This window comes from Urechidicola sp. KH5, from assembly GCF_054661455.1.
The window spans coordinates 941,262-957,343 of record NZ_BAAFSW010000001.1; the positions used below are offsets into that span (position 1 = coordinate 941,262).

16 protein-coding genes are annotated in these 16,082 nt (G+C 33.2%); 6 read left to right on the forward strand and 10 right to left on the reverse strand.

Annotated features, from left to right (window positions below):
• Positions 1-10: 10 nt before the first annotated feature.
• From ACYQ5R_RS04295 to rplU, 5 genes are all read right to left on the reverse strand, one after another.
• Positions 11-1,222: a molybdopterin molybdotransferase MoeA gene (locus ACYQ5R_RS04295; protein WP_460189677.1), complete on the reverse strand. Its 1,212-nt coding sequence runs from the start codon at positions 1,220-1,222 to the stop codon at positions 11-13.
• Positions 1,223-1,243: 21 nt separating this feature from the next.
• Positions 1,244-2,233, reverse strand: a complete 990-nt coding sequence (gene moaA / locus ACYQ5R_RS04300; RefSeq protein ID WP_460189678.1) for a GTP 3',8-cyclase MoaA — start codon at positions 2,231-2,233, stop codon at positions 1,244-1,246.
• Position 2,234: 1 nt separating this feature from the next.
• Positions 2,235-3,470, reverse strand: a complete 1,236-nt coding sequence (locus ACYQ5R_RS04305) for a 3-deoxy-D-manno-octulosonic acid transferase (RefSeq protein WP_460189679.1) — start codon at positions 3,468-3,470, stop codon at positions 2,235-2,237.
• A 77-nt stretch (positions 3,471-3,547) separates the two neighbouring features.
• The gene (gene rpmA / locus ACYQ5R_RS04310; protein WP_460189680.1) at positions 3,548-3,808 is read right to left on the reverse strand and encodes a 50S ribosomal protein L27; all 261 of its coding nucleotides are present in this window, start codon (positions 3,806-3,808) and stop codon (positions 3,548-3,550) included.
• A 21-nt stretch (positions 3,809-3,829) separates the two neighbouring features.
• Entirely contained in the window at positions 3,830-4,330 is a 501-nt protein-coding gene (rplU, locus tag ACYQ5R_RS04315) for a 50S ribosomal protein L21 (protein ID WP_460189681.1), read from the reverse strand.
• Positions 4,331-4,526: 196 nt separating this feature from the next.
• Between rplU and ACYQ5R_RS04320 the strand changes: the two genes are divergently transcribed.
• Together ACYQ5R_RS04320 and ACYQ5R_RS04325 are read left to right on the forward strand one after the other, a co-directional pair.
• Positions 4,527-5,843, forward strand: coding sequence for a M16 family metallopeptidase (locus tag ACYQ5R_RS04320; protein ID WP_460189682.1), 1,317 nt, complete (start codon positions 4,527-4,529; stop codon positions 5,841-5,843).
• A gap of 1 nt (position 5,844) precedes the next feature.
• A complete protein-coding gene (locus ACYQ5R_RS04325) occupies positions 5,845-7,923 on the forward strand; it encodes a M16 family metallopeptidase (protein WP_460189683.1) in 2,079 nt (692 codons plus the stop codon).
• 33 nt (positions 7,924-7,956) lie between these two features.
• On the opposite strand, the gene ACYQ5R_RS04330 is transcribed toward ACYQ5R_RS04325, so the two are convergent.
• Positions 7,957-8,841 carry a DMT family transporter gene (locus ACYQ5R_RS04330; protein ID WP_460189684.1) on the reverse strand — a complete coding sequence of 295 codons (885 nt, stop codon included), beginning with the start codon at positions 8,839-8,841 and terminating at the stop codon, positions 7,957-7,959.
• A gap of 91 nt (positions 8,842-8,932) precedes the next feature.
• On the opposite strand from ACYQ5R_RS04330, the gene ACYQ5R_RS04335 reads away from it, so the two are divergent.
• Both ACYQ5R_RS04335 and ACYQ5R_RS04340 read left to right on the forward strand, forming a co-directional pair.
• Positions 8,933-9,337 (forward strand): heavy-metal-associated domain-containing protein, encoded by a 405-nt coding sequence (locus ACYQ5R_RS04335; protein WP_460189685.1) that lies wholly within the window; start codon positions 8,933-8,935, stop codon positions 9,335-9,337.
• A gap of 3 nt (positions 9,338-9,340) precedes the next feature.
• Positions 9,341-10,369 carry a COX15/CtaA family protein gene (locus tag ACYQ5R_RS04340; RefSeq protein WP_460189686.1) on the forward strand — a complete coding sequence of 343 codons (1,029 nt, stop codon included), beginning with the start codon at positions 9,341-9,343 and terminating at the stop codon, positions 10,367-10,369.
• Here the strand turns inward: ACYQ5R_RS04340 and gldD are convergent.
• The 4 genes from gldD to mutY form a co-directional block, all read right to left on the reverse strand.
• Positions 10,353-10,907: a gliding motility lipoprotein GldD gene (gldD, locus tag ACYQ5R_RS04345; RefSeq protein WP_460189687.1), complete on the reverse strand. Its 555-nt coding sequence runs from the start codon at positions 10,905-10,907 to the stop codon at positions 10,353-10,355. The genes ACYQ5R_RS04340 and gldD overlap by 17 nt on opposite strands.
• 5 nt (positions 10,908-10,912) lie before the next feature.
• Positions 10,913-12,229: a gliding motility-associated protein GldE gene (gldE, locus tag ACYQ5R_RS04350; protein ID WP_460189688.1), complete on the reverse strand. Its 1,317-nt coding sequence runs from the start codon at positions 12,227-12,229 to the stop codon at positions 10,913-10,915.
• A gap of 19 nt (positions 12,230-12,248) precedes the next feature.
• Positions 12,249-12,689 (reverse strand): single-stranded DNA-binding protein, encoded by a 441-nt coding sequence (locus tag ACYQ5R_RS04355; protein ID WP_460189689.1) that lies wholly within the window; start codon positions 12,687-12,689, stop codon positions 12,249-12,251.
• A gap of 62 nt (positions 12,690-12,751) precedes the next feature.
• The gene (gene mutY / locus ACYQ5R_RS04360) at positions 12,752-13,816 is read right to left on the reverse strand and encodes an A/G-specific adenine glycosylase (protein WP_460189690.1); all 1,065 of its coding nucleotides are present in this window, start codon (positions 13,814-13,816) and stop codon (positions 12,752-12,754) included.
• 144 nt (positions 13,817-13,960) lie between these two features.
• Here mutY and ACYQ5R_RS04365 point away from each other — a divergent pair, with 144 nt between their 5' ends.
• Complete coding sequence (locus ACYQ5R_RS04365) at positions 13,961-14,251, forward strand: HU family DNA-binding protein (RefSeq protein WP_460189691.1); 291 nt, start codon at positions 13,961-13,963, stop codon at positions 14,249-14,251.
• 268 nt (positions 14,252-14,519) lie between these two features.
• Positions 14,520-16,058, forward strand: a complete 1,539-nt coding sequence (locus tag ACYQ5R_RS04370) for an Rne/Rng family ribonuclease (RefSeq protein ID WP_460189692.1) — start codon at positions 14,520-14,522, stop codon at positions 16,056-16,058.
• The last annotated feature ends 24 nt before the right edge of the window (positions 16,059-16,082 follow it).

Here is a 16,082-nt window from a genome sequence, read left to right on the forward strand (position 1 = left end):
AAACTAATCATTAAAAACTTCGAAAAGGAATAATTGGATACACTTCTCCTTTTTTAAACTCTGTTTTATCGGCTGGTAATTGTATAAAAGCGTTACTCAATACCAAATTAGCCAAATCTCCAGATCCATTTCCTTGAACAGGATTGGCTTTTAAAACACCGGCCTCATTTTTAATTTCAACTTGTAAAAAATACGTCAGTGGTTTTTTAAATGAAATTGTCTCGTTCAATACTGCAAACTTGCTCATAAAAGTTAATCCTAACGATTTTCTATACCACGGCATAAAATATTTTAAACAACTTACAAATGTAGATACAGGATTCCCAGGAAAAGCAAAAACTACTTTTGAATTTTCTTCACCAACCTTTTGACCGAACCAAAAAGGTTTACCAGGTCTCTGAGCTAATTTGTGGAATAACTTTTCTACACCTAATTCATCTAAAATTTCTGGAATAAAGTCAAATTTCCCTTTACTCACGGCACCACTAAACAACAATACATCATAAGAATCTAACATTCTAGAAATTGCCTTTTTAAGCGCTTGCTTGTCATCTGCAATATGGGCTGTATCTGCATGTATGTGTTGCTCTTTTAACATAGCTTGCAACGTATAAACGTTTGATCTTCGAATTTGATACTCAGCAGGTGTTTCATTTACATCTACCAATTCATCCCCAGTAGAAACTATCATTACTTTAGGTACTTTAGCTACAGTAACTTCAGAAATACCCACTGTAGTTAGCACTCCTATTTCAGCTGGAGATAATACCGTGTTTTCTCTTAAAATTACGGCATCTTTTTGTTGATCTTTTCCTTTTGGATGTATATTTTGAAAGTGCGTTAGTTCTTCAATATTTAAAGTAGCAACGCCATTAGAAATTGTCGTTAATTCATAGGGTATAACAGCGTCTACATTTTCTGGTAAAACAGCACCGGTCATAACTTCTATACAGTGCTCTTCATTTGACAATGAAAGTTGTGGGCTACCGGCAGGTTGCACACCTTCTATTGCAAAAGTTCTTCTTCCTGATTCAAATTGAGATGTTTGTACAGCAACACCATCCATCGCGACTCTGTTAAAAGGCGGGAAATCTCTATCAGCATAAACCTCTTCTTTTAAAACCCTACCCGAAGCCTCAAAAAAAGGAATTTTCTCTACACCATAATTTTGAGAATGGTCTAGTATGGTTTTTAATGCTTCTTGCGTACTTATCAAATTCATTGTAATAAATTCAAAATTGAATTAGCCTCCTATTGTTGACATGCTTTCTGATACATTGCCTTCACGAAGTGCCTCTGCTACAAAACCATCTTTTGGCTTTTTAGCTATTGTTTCAATAAACAATTCTTTTAAATCTTTATCACTTGCTCCTTTTCTCAAAAAGTCTCGTAGATTAAAAACACCATCATCAAACAAACAATTTTTAAACAATCCGGTAGCTGTGATTCGTATTCTGTTGCAATCATGACAAATGGTTCTAGTAAATGCCGGAATAATTCCGAAAGAGCCTTTATAACCAATTATCGTATAGTTTTTAGATGTTGATGAGATACCGTCATCTAGTTTTACAATGTCTTCAAAAGCAGTATCTATTTCTTGATAGATTCGGTTAAAATTCCAATGTTCTTCAACCTGCTTTTGACCAACACCATTAAAAGGCATCTCTTCAATAAATCTGACAGAGAGCTTATTTTTTTCTGCAAGCTTAACAAAATCAACAATCTCATGAGTATTTATACCTGATTGCACTACCATATTCAATTTAATCTTTAAATCACTCGCTAAGAGTTCTTGCAAAGTTTCATAGACCTCTTCAAATACATCACGTCTCGTAATTTTTGCAAAATTCTCTTTATTAAGAGAGTCTAAACTCAAATTAATTGACTTGACCTTGAATTGACTAATCCGATCGATATGTTTTCTGATTAAAGCACCATTTGTTGTAATGTTAATTTCATTTAATAAATCATTGTAATCAAGCATTTCAAGAAATCTCATAAAATCCTTTCTTACAAATGGTTCGCCACCCGTTAAACGCACCTTGTCAACACCCAATTCTGAAAGCACGCGTGTAATACGGTACATTTCCTTATAGGTCAACAATTCTTTGCGCTCAACAATATCAATTCCGTGAGCAGGCATACAATATTGGCATCGCAAATTGCAACGGTCTGTTACCGCCAATCGCAAGTAATTTATGCGTCTACCAAAACTGTCTACCAACTGTGTCATTCTATAAATATGACTTTATATATTTTAATATCATTTCGGTTGCTCCTGTATTTTCTTGTACAAAAGCACCTGCTATTTTACCTGTTTCTAGCCTTAAAGATCTATCTTCTATTAAAGAATTTAATTGGGTTAAAAATACTTTTTCGTTTTCAACCGAGTAGGCGCCTTTAAGGCCAACTAAATCTATTGCCTCCTGAAATTTCTCATAATGAGGACCGATTAATACAGGAACTCCAAAGGTAGCAGGTTCTAATATGTTATGCAATCCTGTTTCAAAAGCACCTCCTACAATCGCAATATCAGCATAACTGTAAATTTTGGTGAGTATTCCTATGGTGTCAGCAATAAATACTTTAGCCTTCTCCAAACTCTCATTTTCTCTAGTTGAATATAACACAACCCCATCCGAAAACAGCTCTTTTAATTGCTTTATTTTATCTGAGTTGATATTGTGCGGCGCAATCAAGGCCTTAACATCTTTGTTATGGTGTTGTTTTAGAAAGTTTGCAACCATTTTTTCTTCAGGCTCCCATGAACTACCAACAACAATCAATGTACTACTTCCTTTAAATTTATCTAAAAATTCAAGCGAATTATCTTGTTCTAAAATTTGCGCAACTCTATCAAACCTCGTATCTCCTGCCAAAGTAACGTTAGTAAACTCAATGCCTTCTAATAGCGATTTTGAGATTTCGTTTTGAACAAAAAAGTGATCAAACGAATACAATGCTTTGCGCATCCATGATTGTTTCTTAAAAAATGACTGTTCTTTTCTAAAGATTCCTGAAACTAAAATGGTATGAATAGAACGCTGCTTTAAAGCTCTCAACATATTTGGCCAAAACTCATACTTTACAAAAATTGCCATGTCCGGATGAACAATATCTAGAAAGGCCTGTACTTTAGAATTGGTATCTAAGGGTAAATAGGTGATTGCATCTGCGTTTTGATAATCTTTACGAACTTCATAACCAGACGGTGAATAAAAAGTTAATACCAACTTATATGCAGGATAAGCATCTTTAAGCTCTTCAATAATAGGTCGACCCTGCTCAAATTCACCTAAAGAAGCACAGTGCATCCATATAACCTTATCAGAAGGTTTAATTTCTTGTTGCAACTGTTTTAATACACCTTTTCTACCCTTAACAAACAAGGATATTTTTTTATTGAATAAAGCGATGATTTTTAGAACAAAACCTGCAATGGTTATTCCAATATTATAAAGTGTATACATTATAACAAAGGTAACAAAAGCGCATAAAAAACTCCCAAGTAAATACTTGGGAGTTTAAACTATTTTAAAGTCGTTTCTTAAGCCTCAAATGGTACTATTGAAACGTACGATTTGTTGTCTTTTTTCTTTTGGAATTTTACAAGGCCATCAACTTTAGCGTGTAACGTATGGTCTTTACCCATATATACGTTTTCACCTGGGTTGTGAGCTGTTCCTCTCTGACGAACAATAATGTTACCAGCCATTGCAGCTTGTCCTCCAAAAATCTTAACGCCTAATCGTTTCGATTCTGATTCTCTACCGTTTTTCGAACTTCCGACTCCTTTCTTGTGTGCCATTTTATTTCGATTTTAATAGGTTTAACTTAATGCTGCGATTAAATCAGCTTTTTTCATTGAAGAAATTCCTGTAATTCCTTTTTCTTTCGCTAAAGCTTTTAACTCTGCAACAGTCATAGAACTTAAATCTACAGCTGCTTCAGCTTTTGGAGCTTCAACTTTTGCCTCTTCTTTTTTTGGAGCTGCTTTTTTAGCAGTTGCTTTTTTAGTTCCAGAAGCTGCAATACTTTCAATTTGGATTTGAGTTAAAGCTTGTCTGTGACCATTTTTAACTTTATATCCTTTTCTACGTTTTTTCTTAAAAACGATTACTTTATCACCTTTTAAGTGATTTAAGATAGTTGCAGTTACTGCTGCACCATCTATAGCCGGGGCGCCAATAGTTACCTTACCGTCGTCTACTAATAAAACATTGTCAAAAGTTACTTTTGACCCTGCCTCACCTTGTAAACGGTGCACGAAAACTTTTTGATCTTTTGCTACTTTAAATTGCTGCCCTGCTATCTCTACAATTGCGTACATAATCTAAAATTTAAATTTCGCTTATTACTTCGCCCTTATTTAGGCGGGTGCAAATATAAGGCTTTTTTACTTATCAACAAACTATTAACAGATCAAAAATGTTGTCTTTGTGAATTTTAAAATTTTCTCAAAAAAAACTGTAACAAATTGGTATTTTTACGTTCTAATGAATTGCTAAATAATAATCCAAAGAATTATGAAAAACTATCTCGCGCTTTCTGCGCTTTTATTTGCATTTATCCCATTTGCAAATGCTCAACAAGTCAAATTTGAAGAGTTTGATCTCGATAATGGCTTGCATGTAATTTTACATCAAGACAATTCAGCTCCAGTAGTTATAACCTCCGTTATGTACGATGTAGGTGGAAAAGACAGAGAATTAAATCGAACTGGTTTTGCTCATTTTTTCGAACATCTTCTTTTTGAAGGTTCAGAAAATATTGATCGCGGTGAATTTATGAAAATTATTCCTGCAAACGGTGGTACTTTTAATGCTAATACATCTCAGGATCGCACATACTACTATGAAATTTTTCCTTCTAACAAATTAGAATTAGGGCTTTGGTTAGAATCTGAACGCATGTTGCATCCTGTAATAGATCAAGTTGGTGTAGATACTCAAAATGAAGTAGTAAAAGAAGAAAAAAGACAGAGCTACGATGCCCCTTACGGAAAATTACTTGAAGTAATTGGTTCGAATTTATTTGAAGTTCATCCTTATAAAGACCCAAATATTGGGTATATGAAAGATCTTGATGCTGCAACTTTAGATGAGTTTAATGCATATTTTGACAAATACTATGCGCCAAATAATGCCGTGCTAATTGTTGCTGGAGATATTGATGTTTCTAAAACCAAGAAGTTGATAGAACAATATTTTAGTGAGGTTAAATCTAGATCAGAAGTTGTAAGAGATTTTCCTAAAGAAACTCCAATCACAGAAACTAAAAAAGTTACTGCGTATGATTCTTTTATCCAAATTCCTGCTATTCTAGCAGCATATAGACTACCTGGTCAATCTACAAGAGATGCATTTGTACTAGATATGATTTCTACTTACTTAAGTGGAGGAAAAAGCTCGGTACTTTATAAAAAAATGGTTGATGATAATAAACAAGCATTACAAGTAGCAGCAGTTAATTTAGGACAGGTGGACTACAATATTTTTGCCTTGTTTGCATTGCCTCAAGGAGAGGTATCATTAGAAACTTTACTTTCAGAAATGGATGAAGAAATTGCTAAAATTCAAACTGATTTAATTTCTGAACGCGATTACCAAAAACTGCTTAATCAATTTGAAAATCGATTCGTAAATTCAAATGCAAGTGTTGAAGGTATTGCCAGTTCTTTAGCTACCTATTATCTGCTTTATGATGATGTAAACTTAATAAACACTCAACTAGATTTATACAGATCTATTACTCGAGAAGAAATTAGAGATGTAGCGAAAAAATATTTAAGCCCAAATCAACGTGTTGAAATACAATATTTACCTAAAAAAGATGAAGAATAAGATGAAGACTTTACAATATAAATTAATTGCATTTGTAGGTATAGCTTTAATTTCTCTTGGGGCTCATGCTCAATTAGATCGAACCAAGATGCCTAAAGCAGGACCAGAACCTACAATAAATCTAGAGAAGCCTGATGAGTTCAAATTAAAAAATGGCATCTCAGTTATGGTTGTAGAAAACAACAAATTACCAAGAGTTTCGTATCAATTAAGCATTGACAACAAACCTTATTTAGAAGGTGAAAAGGCAGGCGTTTTAAGTATTTTATCTGCTATGCTTGGAAACGGTACAACTTCAATCTCTAAGGATGCTTTTAACGAAGAAGTAGATTTTTTAGGAGCCAACATTAGTTTTAGCTCAAGTGGAGGTTTTGGCAGTGGACTAGTTAAATATTCAGATCGAATTGTAGAATTAATGGCTGATGCCACTATTAATCCTCTTCTTACTGAAGAAGAGTTTATTAAAGAAAAGGATAAATTAATTGAAAATTTAAAAAGTAATGAAAAAAGTCTTGATGCTATAGCAAGTAGAGTTGGTTCTGCACTATCTTATGGTAAAGATCATGTTTATGGCGAGTATATTACTGAAGAAACAATTAATAACATTTCATTTCAAGATGTTTTAGATTTATATAAAATTCGTTTTGCACCAAATAATGCCACAATTGTTGTTATTGGAGATATTAACGTAAAAACAGCAAAGAAACAACTGAAAAAATTCTTTGGAAGTTGGGAGTCATCCGAATTATTGGAGATTGAAGACCCTCAATTAACTCCAAATGTGGACATAACGGAAATTGATTTTATCGACTTGCCAAATGCAACTCAATCAAACATTACTGTTACAAGCAATGTTAATTTAAAACAAAATGATAACGATTACTTTGCCGTTTTAATGGCAAACAACATCCTAGGTGGAGGTGGAGAAGGCTATTTATTTAAAAACCTAAGAGAAGACAAAGGCTATACTTATGGTGCCTATTCTCGCTTAGGAGCAAATCGCTATGGAGTTGCTCGTTTTTCTGCAAGTGCTAAGGTAAGAAATGAAGTTACGGATAGTGCTGTTGTAGAATTTTTGAACGAAATAAAACGAATTCGCACTGAGCTCGTAGATCCACAAACTTTAAAAGATGCAAAAGCTAAATATGTTGGAAATTTTGTGATGTCTTTAGAAAGACCACAAACTATTGCAAACTATGCATTAAACATAAAGCGAAACAATCTACCAGATGATTTTTATGCAACGTATTTAGAAAACATAAATAAAGTAACCGTTGAGGACGTAAACAGGGTAGCAAAAACTTATTTTCCCGACAACAATGCACGTATTGTTATTGTAGGTAAAGCAAGTGAGACTCTTGAAAACCTCGAAAAAGTTGGAGTTCCAATTAATTATTATGACGCTTATGCAAACCCAACTGAAAAACCAGAAATTAATATTCCAATTCCAGATGGAGTAACAGTTAAAACAGTTTTAGAAGGGTATATAAATGCTATTGGTGGTGCCGATAAAATTGCAGCGGTTGAATCTGTTATTACAAATTACGAAGGTACTATGCCAATGGGAACTATTGCTGTTGTTGAAACAAGAGTTTCTGATAAGTATGCACAATCTACATTAGTAAACGGTAATGCTATGATGGGAGTAGTTGCAACTCAAGAAGAAATGTTTATGAAACAAGGTGGTCAAAAAATCCCGTTACCGCCATCATTCTTAGACGATACAAAAGCTACTATGGGAACTTTTTATGAATTAGCTCTTTTAAAAAGTGATAGTGCAACTTTAGTTGGAATAGAAAAGGTAAATGGAAACGACGCTTATGTTATTGAGTGGAAAGGAAACAGCATGTCTAACAAAGTATTTTACGATACTGCTTCTGGTTTAAAAGTGAAGGAAGTATCTGTAATTGATATGGGAGGACAACAACAAACTTCTGAAGCTTCTTACTCTGACTACAAAGAAGTAGATGGAATTCTTTTTGCGAATAAAAGATCTGCATCGTTTGGACCGCAAACAGTTGAAATGAGTTTAAAAGAAGCCTTGATTAACTCAGGAGTTTCAGATGAAGATTTTCAATAATACGTTTAAAAAATAATGTATCAAACCGGCAACCTACTTGGTTGTCGGTTTTTTATTTGCCAAATAAACCCCAACAAGAATAATGCAACCTCCCAATACCTGCATAAAGCCAAGTTTCTCACCATCTAGCACACCCCATAAAACAGCTACAATTGTCATAACATAGGTTACAGAAGAAGCAAAAATAGGCGATGAAATTTGAATTAATTTATTAAACAAAACCTTAGCCAATGCAGTGCCAAACACCGCTAATAGAAATACAAAACCTAAAGAGTTTAAAAAATCTGTTTCTTGAAAATTTGAAGGTTTAAAAAACCCTGTTGCGATTAAAACAAGTAAGGCCGGAATTATAATCGCAACAAAATTTCCAGTTGCTATAGCCAAGGGCTTTTCGTGTTGCAAATACTTTTTAATTAGATTTACATTAACTGCATACATTAAAGTGGCAGCAACCACAAAACCGGCATACAGATAATTTTGTTCTGGATTTAATTGTGCTCCTTGAACAATTAGTAAAGCCGTACCTAAAAACCCAATTAAAACGCCTACAACTTGCCTTTTAGTAGCAATAATCTTAAATACAATTCCACCAATAATTACTGCATTCAATGGTGTGAGGCTGTTTAAAATTGAAGTCACACCACTATCCACTTCAGTTTCAGCAAATGCAAACAAAAAAGCGGGAAAAAAGGTGCCTATAAATCCCGATAGAACAATCCATTTCCAGTTTTCCTTTTTAATCGATTTAAGTTTTTTAAACCCAACTATAAATAAAACCAGTGCTGTAAAAACTACTCTTAGAGAACCTAATTGTAACGGGGTTAAACCTATCAACCCTTTTTTGATTAAAATAAATGAGCTCCCCCAAATAATTGAAAGCGTAAATAAAAAAATCCATTTAAGCTGATTGTATCGCATTCATCCCTTTTTAACAACCTTGCAAAAGTCGGTTAAAATATTCGGATAAGTCTTAAGTAGTCAGTAATTTTGTGCCATCAAATTCATGTATATGAAATTAGTTCAAATTACCTTTTTTATCAGTGTTGTTTTATTAAGTGTTTCTTGCTCAAAAACAACGAATAATCAATCAAATGAAAATTCTGTTCAATCTAAGAATTCAGAAATAAACACAAGCAACAATGTTGCTAAATCAGTAAATATTGAGGTCGCTATTGAGGGAATGACTTGTGAAATTGGATGTGCAAAATTGATTGAATCTAAAACCTACAAATTACCAGGGCTGACTTTTGCAGATGTAAGTTTTGAAGAGGGTATTGGAAGGTTTACATTTAATAACGACCAAATTAGCACCTCAGAAATAGAGGCTCACATTAATGGTATTGCCGGAGGTGAATTGTACAAGGTAACTACTATTAAAGAAGTGGCCACATTTGAAGAAGAGGTTACTGATTAGTCTATGAAAAAACGATTTCCAAAAATTGTTACACTATGCCTAATATCACTTTATGTGATTTTCTTAGCAGGATCTGTTGTTCGTATGACAGGGTCTGGAATGGGATGCCCTGATTGGCCAAAATGTTTTGGTTATTACATTCCTCCTATTACCGAAGGGCAATTACTATGGCACCCAAATCATGAATATGAAGAAGGTGTTGTTATTATTAAAAACGAAGCTTTACTAGTAGCCAAAGCAACCTTTACTTCCAACTTAAAATTTGACGCTACCAATTGGAAGGCTTATACCAAACACGACTACGCCACTTTTAATGTTTTCCACACTTGGACAGAGTATATCAATAGATTAGCAACAGTAGTTGCTGGATTTTTCTTTTTATTTTTAATTGTTGGAGCAATAAAATATAGGAAAGAAAACAAAACAATTACAATTCTATCTTTTATTGCTTTCTTTTTAATGCTATTTGAAGCATGGTTAGGAAAAACAGTTGTTGATTCTGTTTTAAATCCGGCAATTATTACAGCTCATATGGTTGCAGGTTTAATCATTGTAGCGATCATGTTACAGCTACATTATATAACACACAAAAAACCGCAAACAAGACCTCCCAACAAATTATTTGTTAATGTACTTTGGGTAGCTGCAGTTTTTACTTTAATTCAAATTGCCCTGGGAACCCAAGTTAGACAGTATGTAGATGAGCAGGTAAAACTTTTGGGCTTTGACAATAAGCGATTGAGTTTGCTTGCTCCAGATTTACAATTCTATATTCATAGATCTTTTACCATTGCAATTATTTTGGTAAATAGTTGGTTATTTTACTATGCAAGAAAAATTGGTGCACCATTAAAAAAATTAAAGTGGATACTTTATTTATTAGTACTTGAAGCTGTTAGTGGTATATTAATGTATTATGTAGATTTTCCTATTGGAACGCAAACTGTACATTTATTGATGGGTGTATTCTTATTTAGTATTCAGTATTATTTAATTGTTGAAAATAGGAATACAACTACTCTTGCCAAGTAACAGATTCCATTAAATTTCTTATATCGTTTTCAATATATTTTACAGCAGGTAAAATAGAGTCATAATTTGGTTGTACTTCAAAATACAAAGCACCATACAATAAATTCTCAATACTATCTGTTACATGAAACTGTACATTTGAGGCTACGTTTCCTTCAACATAAACCAATTTACCATAAACACTTTTTTTGTCATTCTCAAAAGGTCTAGCATCAATAGCATCTGCTTTAATCGCATGTTCATAGGTTAACCTTTCAACCTCTTGCAGTGCCGTAGGTAAACCGTTTTGAATTTGTCTGTAAGTTAAAAAAACAGTTGCCTTTAAATCGGGATACTTAATTTGAGCTTCGCAATTATTTTCAAAGGTAATAACGGCTTCTCTTGAAATCTCAAATGTATAAGGGCACGCAGAAAGTACCTTGTTGTATTTTGCCATTGGATACTCTAGTTTTAATTCAGCCCTTGGTTTAGGCAACGGATCATGTTGACAACCAATTAAAAGAACTGCAATTACACTCCAAAAAAAACTAAACTTCATCCCTTTTAATTAATGGTAACCTTTACCTGTTTTACTCTTCTTTTATCCATTGCTTCTATTTTAAACGTAAGGTGTTCAAAATTTATTACTTCTCCCCTCTTAGGAAACTTACGCGAAATTTCTAAAATAAATCCCGCTAAGGTTTCAGTTTCTCCCTTTTGCTCTTCAAACAAATCTTCACTCACATCAATCACCTTAGAGAAATCTTTTATCGATGTTTTTCCTTCAAAAACATAATTGTTTTCATCTATCTTAGAATAAGATAAGTCATCATCATCAAACTCGTCTGTAATATCCCCTACAATCTCTTCAATAATGTCTTCTAGAGTTACAACTCCACTGGTACCACCATATTCATCAACAACAACTGCTAAATGAATTTTCTTTTCTTGAAACTCTCTTAATAAATCGTCTAACTTTTTATTTTCAGGAACAAATATGGTTTCGCGAAGTAAATTTTGCCACTTGAAATTTTTACTATTTAAATGTGGCAATAAATCCTTTGCGTATAATACACCAACAATATTGTCTATATTTTCGTGATAAACAGGATTCCTAGAATAGCCGTTCTTAACTACTTCTCTCAGTACATTTTCGTAAGATTCATCGTCAGAAATAGCAAACACATCTATTCGTGGTTTCATGATTTGAATTGTCTCGGTATTACCAAAATTCACAATTCCCTCTAAAATCTTTTGTTCGTCTTCAGTAGTTGCATCATCTGAAGTTAGCTCTAAAGCTTGTGATAATTTCTCAACAGAAAAGTTACTATTCTTCTGCCCTAATTTTCGTTCAATTATATTTGTTAATCCGAGTAAAGGAGCACTTAATGGCTTTGTAATAATTGAAAGTACCGAAAGAGGGTATACCATAAAAGAAGCAAATTTCAATGCATTTCTATTGGCATATACTTTTGGTAAAACTTCACCAAATAACAAAATTAGAAATGTTACAAATCCTACTTCTAAAACAAAACGAACTGGCAGTTTGAATAAAAACAAATCTAAACTGTAGGTAAGTGATTTAAATAACTGTTCTCCTGCATAGGCAAATAGTAAAACAATTAAAATGTTGATGAAGTTATTAGAAATTAAGATTGTTGCCAACAATTGCTGTGGAGTATCCAACAATTTTGCCACCATATTTTGTTTTTTCGATTTGGCATTTGAAGCCTCATCTACCTGAGTCTGCGAAAGCGAGAAAAACGCGATTTCAGCACCAGAAACAAATGCGGAAAAAACCAATAAAACCAAAATGGTAATTAATTGAATAATCAGAAATTCGTCAAAAGTGGTTGTTAAGTTCGAGGGTTTTAGGTCCAACGGCTATAAATTTGGTTAACTAAAATGGTAAATCATCATCCTCTTCTGTTGTTGGTTCAGAAATTTGAGGGTTTTGAGTTTGACTAGGCGAAATAGAAGGATTTGAGCCCTCAGCTGGGTTGGCCCTGTTGGTTAAAAATGTTAAATCTATAACATGAATTTCTGTAGTGTACCTTTTTACACCACCTTCACCTTCCCATTGGCGTGTTTTGATTCTTCCTTCGCAGTATATTTTGTCTCCCTTGGTAAGGTATTTTTCACAATTCTCTGCAAGTTTATTTCTTACTACTATATTATGCCATTCTGTGGTAGTTACTTTTTCTCCAGTCTGCCTGTTGGTATATGTTTCATTCGTTGCTAAAGGAAAACGACCAATACAATTTTTATCATCAAAATAATGCGTTTTAACCTCATCTCCCAAATGCCCAATTAGCATTACTTTGTTTAATGTTCCAGCCATATTTAGATTTGCTTTTGAGTTGATTAAAAATCTATTACATTTTATTTATACGTAAAGGAGTCTTAGCCAAATGTACTAAAAAATTCACTTGCTTTTAGTTCTTGAATAAAATTGTGAATTAATATTGGCACCGGATAATCCTCTACTTTTTTCCAAGAAGTAGTTGCGGTGTCTAATTGCTTACATTTTACCAACCAAAATGTAGTATATAAATGTTGATGCGACAATTTGTGAACTATTGGTGTTGAATTAAATTGTTTTATCGAAGAGGTTGCATCACCTATTAATACCTCAAACTCTTTATGGTTCAACAATTCTTTTATACTTAGGGTAGATTCTGCTTCAATTAATGGAAACTCATATAGATTTTGCCAAATTCCTTTTCCTGTTCTTTCCTTAATTATTGTATCGCCATCGTTTGTCTGTAATACAATATAATTAAAGTGTCTTTTTCTAATTTTTAGCTTCTTCAATTTAATAGGCAATTGAGAAATTTGATTCTTAGCATAAGCTATACAACTATCGCTTAACTTACAGGTACTACAATTCGGCTTTTGAGGAGTGCAGATACGCGCACCATATTCCATAATAGCTTGATTGTGTGTTGCAGGATCTTTATGATTTAGAACCTCTTGAGCCAATAACTTAAACTCCTTTATTCCATTTGTACTATTAATAGGTGTTTCTACGCCAAAATACCTCGACAATACTCTGTATACGTTACCATCTACAACTGCGGTTGGTTCATTAAAAGCAATTGAGGCTATGGCAGAAGCTGTATAATCTCCAACACCTTTTAATTTAATAATATCATTATAGGTATTCGGAAATTTGCCTTCGCATTCATCTACTATATACTTTGCTGAAGCATGCAGGTTTCTTGCTCGCGAATAATATCCGAGTCCTTGCCATAGTTTTAAAACCTCATTTTCTTTAGCATTTGCCAGCAAAAAAACTGTTGGATACGCCTTAATAAATCTTAAATAATAATCCAATCCTTGGTCAACTCTTGTTTGTTGAAGTATGATTTCAGAAAGCCAAATAAAATATGGGTTGTTTGTTTGGCGCCAAGGCAGTTCTCTTTTGTTTTTTAAATACCACGCTATCAGTGTTTTGGAGAATTTCATAAAAGATATTTACTAACAACTAAAATACAGTAATTAATATACATCTACTTTACATTTATACGCCTAAATTTTAACCAATTACCTTTTGGGTTAAAGATATTATGTTCTATATTTGCAGTCTTAATTTTAAAAACCCTATTAAAAATGACAAAAGCAGATATCGTATCAAAAATTGCTGACAAATCTGGTATTGAAAAAGGTGATGTATTAGCAGCTGTTGAGGCGTTCATGGAAGAAGTGAAAGACTCTTTAGAAGGAGGAGAGAATGTTTACTTAAGAGGTTTTGGAAGTTTCATTATCAAACAAAGAGCTGAGAAAACAGGAAGAAATATTTCTAAGAACACAACTATTAAGATTCCTGCTCACAACATTCCTGCTTTTAAACCTGCAAAAGTTTTTGTAGAAGGAGTAAAAAGCAAAGTTACTGTAAAGTAATTTACAGTTAATTCTAATTTAATATCGTATAAATTATGCCAAGCGGTAAAAAAAGAAAAAGAGCTAAGATCTCGACGCATAAGCGTAAGAAAAGAGCTAGAGCAAACAGACACAAAAAGAAAAAGTAAGATTAAATCTTACTTTTTCTTTTGAAAACACAAACGTTCTTTGAAAGAGAAACCTTACATAGTGAGAGTTTCTTAGGGTTAAACACCCTGTGTAACATTATTTAACCATACCCAATTTTGGGTTTTAAAAACAATTCGGAGTGAAAACAGAATTAATTATTAGATCTAGTTCCTCTGATATTGATTTTGCCTTATTAAAAGATGGCAAATTAATGGAGTTAAATAAAGAAACCAATGACAACAAAATTTCTGTTGGCGATATCTTTTTAGCCAAAACAGGAAAAACGTTAACCGGTTTAAATGCTGCCTTTGTTAATGTAGGCTATCAGAAAGATGGTTTTTTACATTACCATGATTTAGGTGCGCAATTAAAATCTTTATTGAAATTCATTAAAGGTGTAAGCACAGGTAAACAAAAAGATTTCACTTTAAAAAATTTCCAAATCGAGAAGGACATTGATAAAGATGGAAAGATTAACGATGTACTTAAAACTGGACAAAATATTCTGGTTCAGATAGTAAAAGAACCTATTTCTACAAAAGGCCCTCGCCTTAATGCAGAGTTATCTATTGCAGGTAGATATTTGGTTTTAGTACCTTTTTCAAATCGTATTTCTGTATCACAAAAAATTAGTGACAACAGCGAAAAAGATAGACTAAAACGATTGATTAAAAGTATTAAGCCTAAGAATTTTGGAGTAATTGTTAGAACAGTAGCAAAAGAAAAAAAAGTTGCTGAACTAGACAGAGATTTACAAAATTCATTAGAGCGCTGGGTGGCCATGTGTAAACAGATAAAACGTTCAGGCACCCCTACAAAAGTTTTAAGTGAGTTAAACAGAGCATCATCTATTCTTCGAGATGTATTTAACGATTCTTTTACAAATATAATTGTAGATGACGAGCAATTAATGGTAGAGATTAAAGACTACCTTCAAGAAATTGCTCCCGAAAAAGAATCAATTGTTAAATTGCACAAATCCAATGTTCCCGTCTTTGAAAAATTCGGGATAGAGCGACAAATTAAAACCTCATTTGGTAAAACAGTATCAATGAGTAAGGGCGCTTATTTGGTTATTGAGCACACAGAAGCGTTACACGTTATTGATGTAAATAGTGGTAACCGATCGAATAAAGCCAAGTCACAAGCAGACACTGCATTAGAAGTAAACTTAATTGCTGCTTCTGAAATTGCAAGACAATTGCAATTGCGTGATATGGGAGGAATTATTGTAGTAGATTTTATTGATATGCATCGTGTTGAAGACAGACAAAAACTGTTTGAGCATTTGCGTAAAGAAATGGCATTTGACCGTACAAAACATAAAATTCTACCTCCTAGTAAATTTGGATTGGTACAAATTACAAGACAGCGTGTACGTCCGGAATTAATTATTAAAACAAGAGAGCCCAACCCAAATAAAAATGGAGAGGTTGAAGCACCAATTGTTTTAGTAGACAAAATTCAAAACGAATTAGACAAAGTATTAAATCAAAATGCAAAAGGAAAAATAGCATTAAGCGTACATCCTTTTATTGCATCGTACCTAAAACAAGGGTACCCATCAATACAAGTTCGATGGTTTTTGAAATACAAAAAGTGGATCAAAATTTTACCTAGAGATGCTTACCAATACTTAGAGTACCATTTTGAAATTAAAAATGGCGCCAACAAGTAAGGCATTGTAAAATATCAAAGATGA

Coding starts and splice junctions, on each gene's coding strand:
- moaA (WP_460189678.1), bottom strand. CDS start 2,233: ATGACACAGTTGGTAGACAGTTTTGGTAGACGCATAAATTACTTGCGA.
- ACYQ5R_RS04305 (WP_460189679.1), bottom strand. CDS start 3,470: ATGTATACACTTTATAATATTGGAATAACCATTGCAGGTTTTGTTCTA.
- ACYQ5R_RS04365 (WP_460189691.1), top strand. CDS start 13,961: ATGACAAAAGCAGATATCGTATCAAAAATTGCTGACAAATCTGGTATT.
- gldD (WP_460189687.1), bottom strand. CDS start 10,907: ATGAAGTTTAGTTTTTTTTGGAGTGTAATTGCAGTTCTTTTAATTGGT.
- ACYQ5R_RS04295 (WP_460189677.1), bottom strand. CDS start 1,222: ATGAATTTGATAAGTACGCAAGAAGCATTAAAAACCATACTAGACCAT.
- ACYQ5R_RS04330 (WP_460189684.1), bottom strand. CDS start 8,841: ATGCGATACAATCAGCTTAAATGGATTTTTTTATTTACGCTTTCAATT.
- mutY (WP_460189690.1), bottom strand. CDS start 13,816: ATGAAATTCTCCAAAACACTGATAGCGTGGTATTTAAAAAACAAAAGA.
- ACYQ5R_RS04355 (WP_460189689.1), bottom strand. CDS start 12,689: ATGGCTGGAACATTAAACAAAGTAATGCTAATTGGGCATTTGGGAGAT.
- ACYQ5R_RS04340 (WP_460189686.1), top strand. CDS start 9,341: ATGAAAAAACGATTTCCAAAAATTGTTACACTATGCCTAATATCACTT.
- ACYQ5R_RS04335 (WP_460189685.1), top strand. CDS start 8,933: ATGAAATTAGTTCAAATTACCTTTTTTATCAGTGTTGTTTTATTAAGT.
- rplU (WP_460189681.1), bottom strand. CDS start 4,330: ATGTACGCAATTGTAGAGATAGCAGGGCAGCAATTTAAAGTAGCAAAA.
- ACYQ5R_RS04325 (WP_460189683.1), top strand. CDS start 5,845: ATGAAGACTTTACAATATAAATTAATTGCATTTGTAGGTATAGCTTTA.
- ACYQ5R_RS04320 (WP_460189682.1), top strand. CDS start 4,527: ATGAAAAACTATCTCGCGCTTTCTGCGCTTTTATTTGCATTTATCCCA.
- rpmA (WP_460189680.1), bottom strand. CDS start 3,808: ATGGCACACAAGAAAGGAGTCGGAAGTTCGAAAAACGGTAGAGAATCA.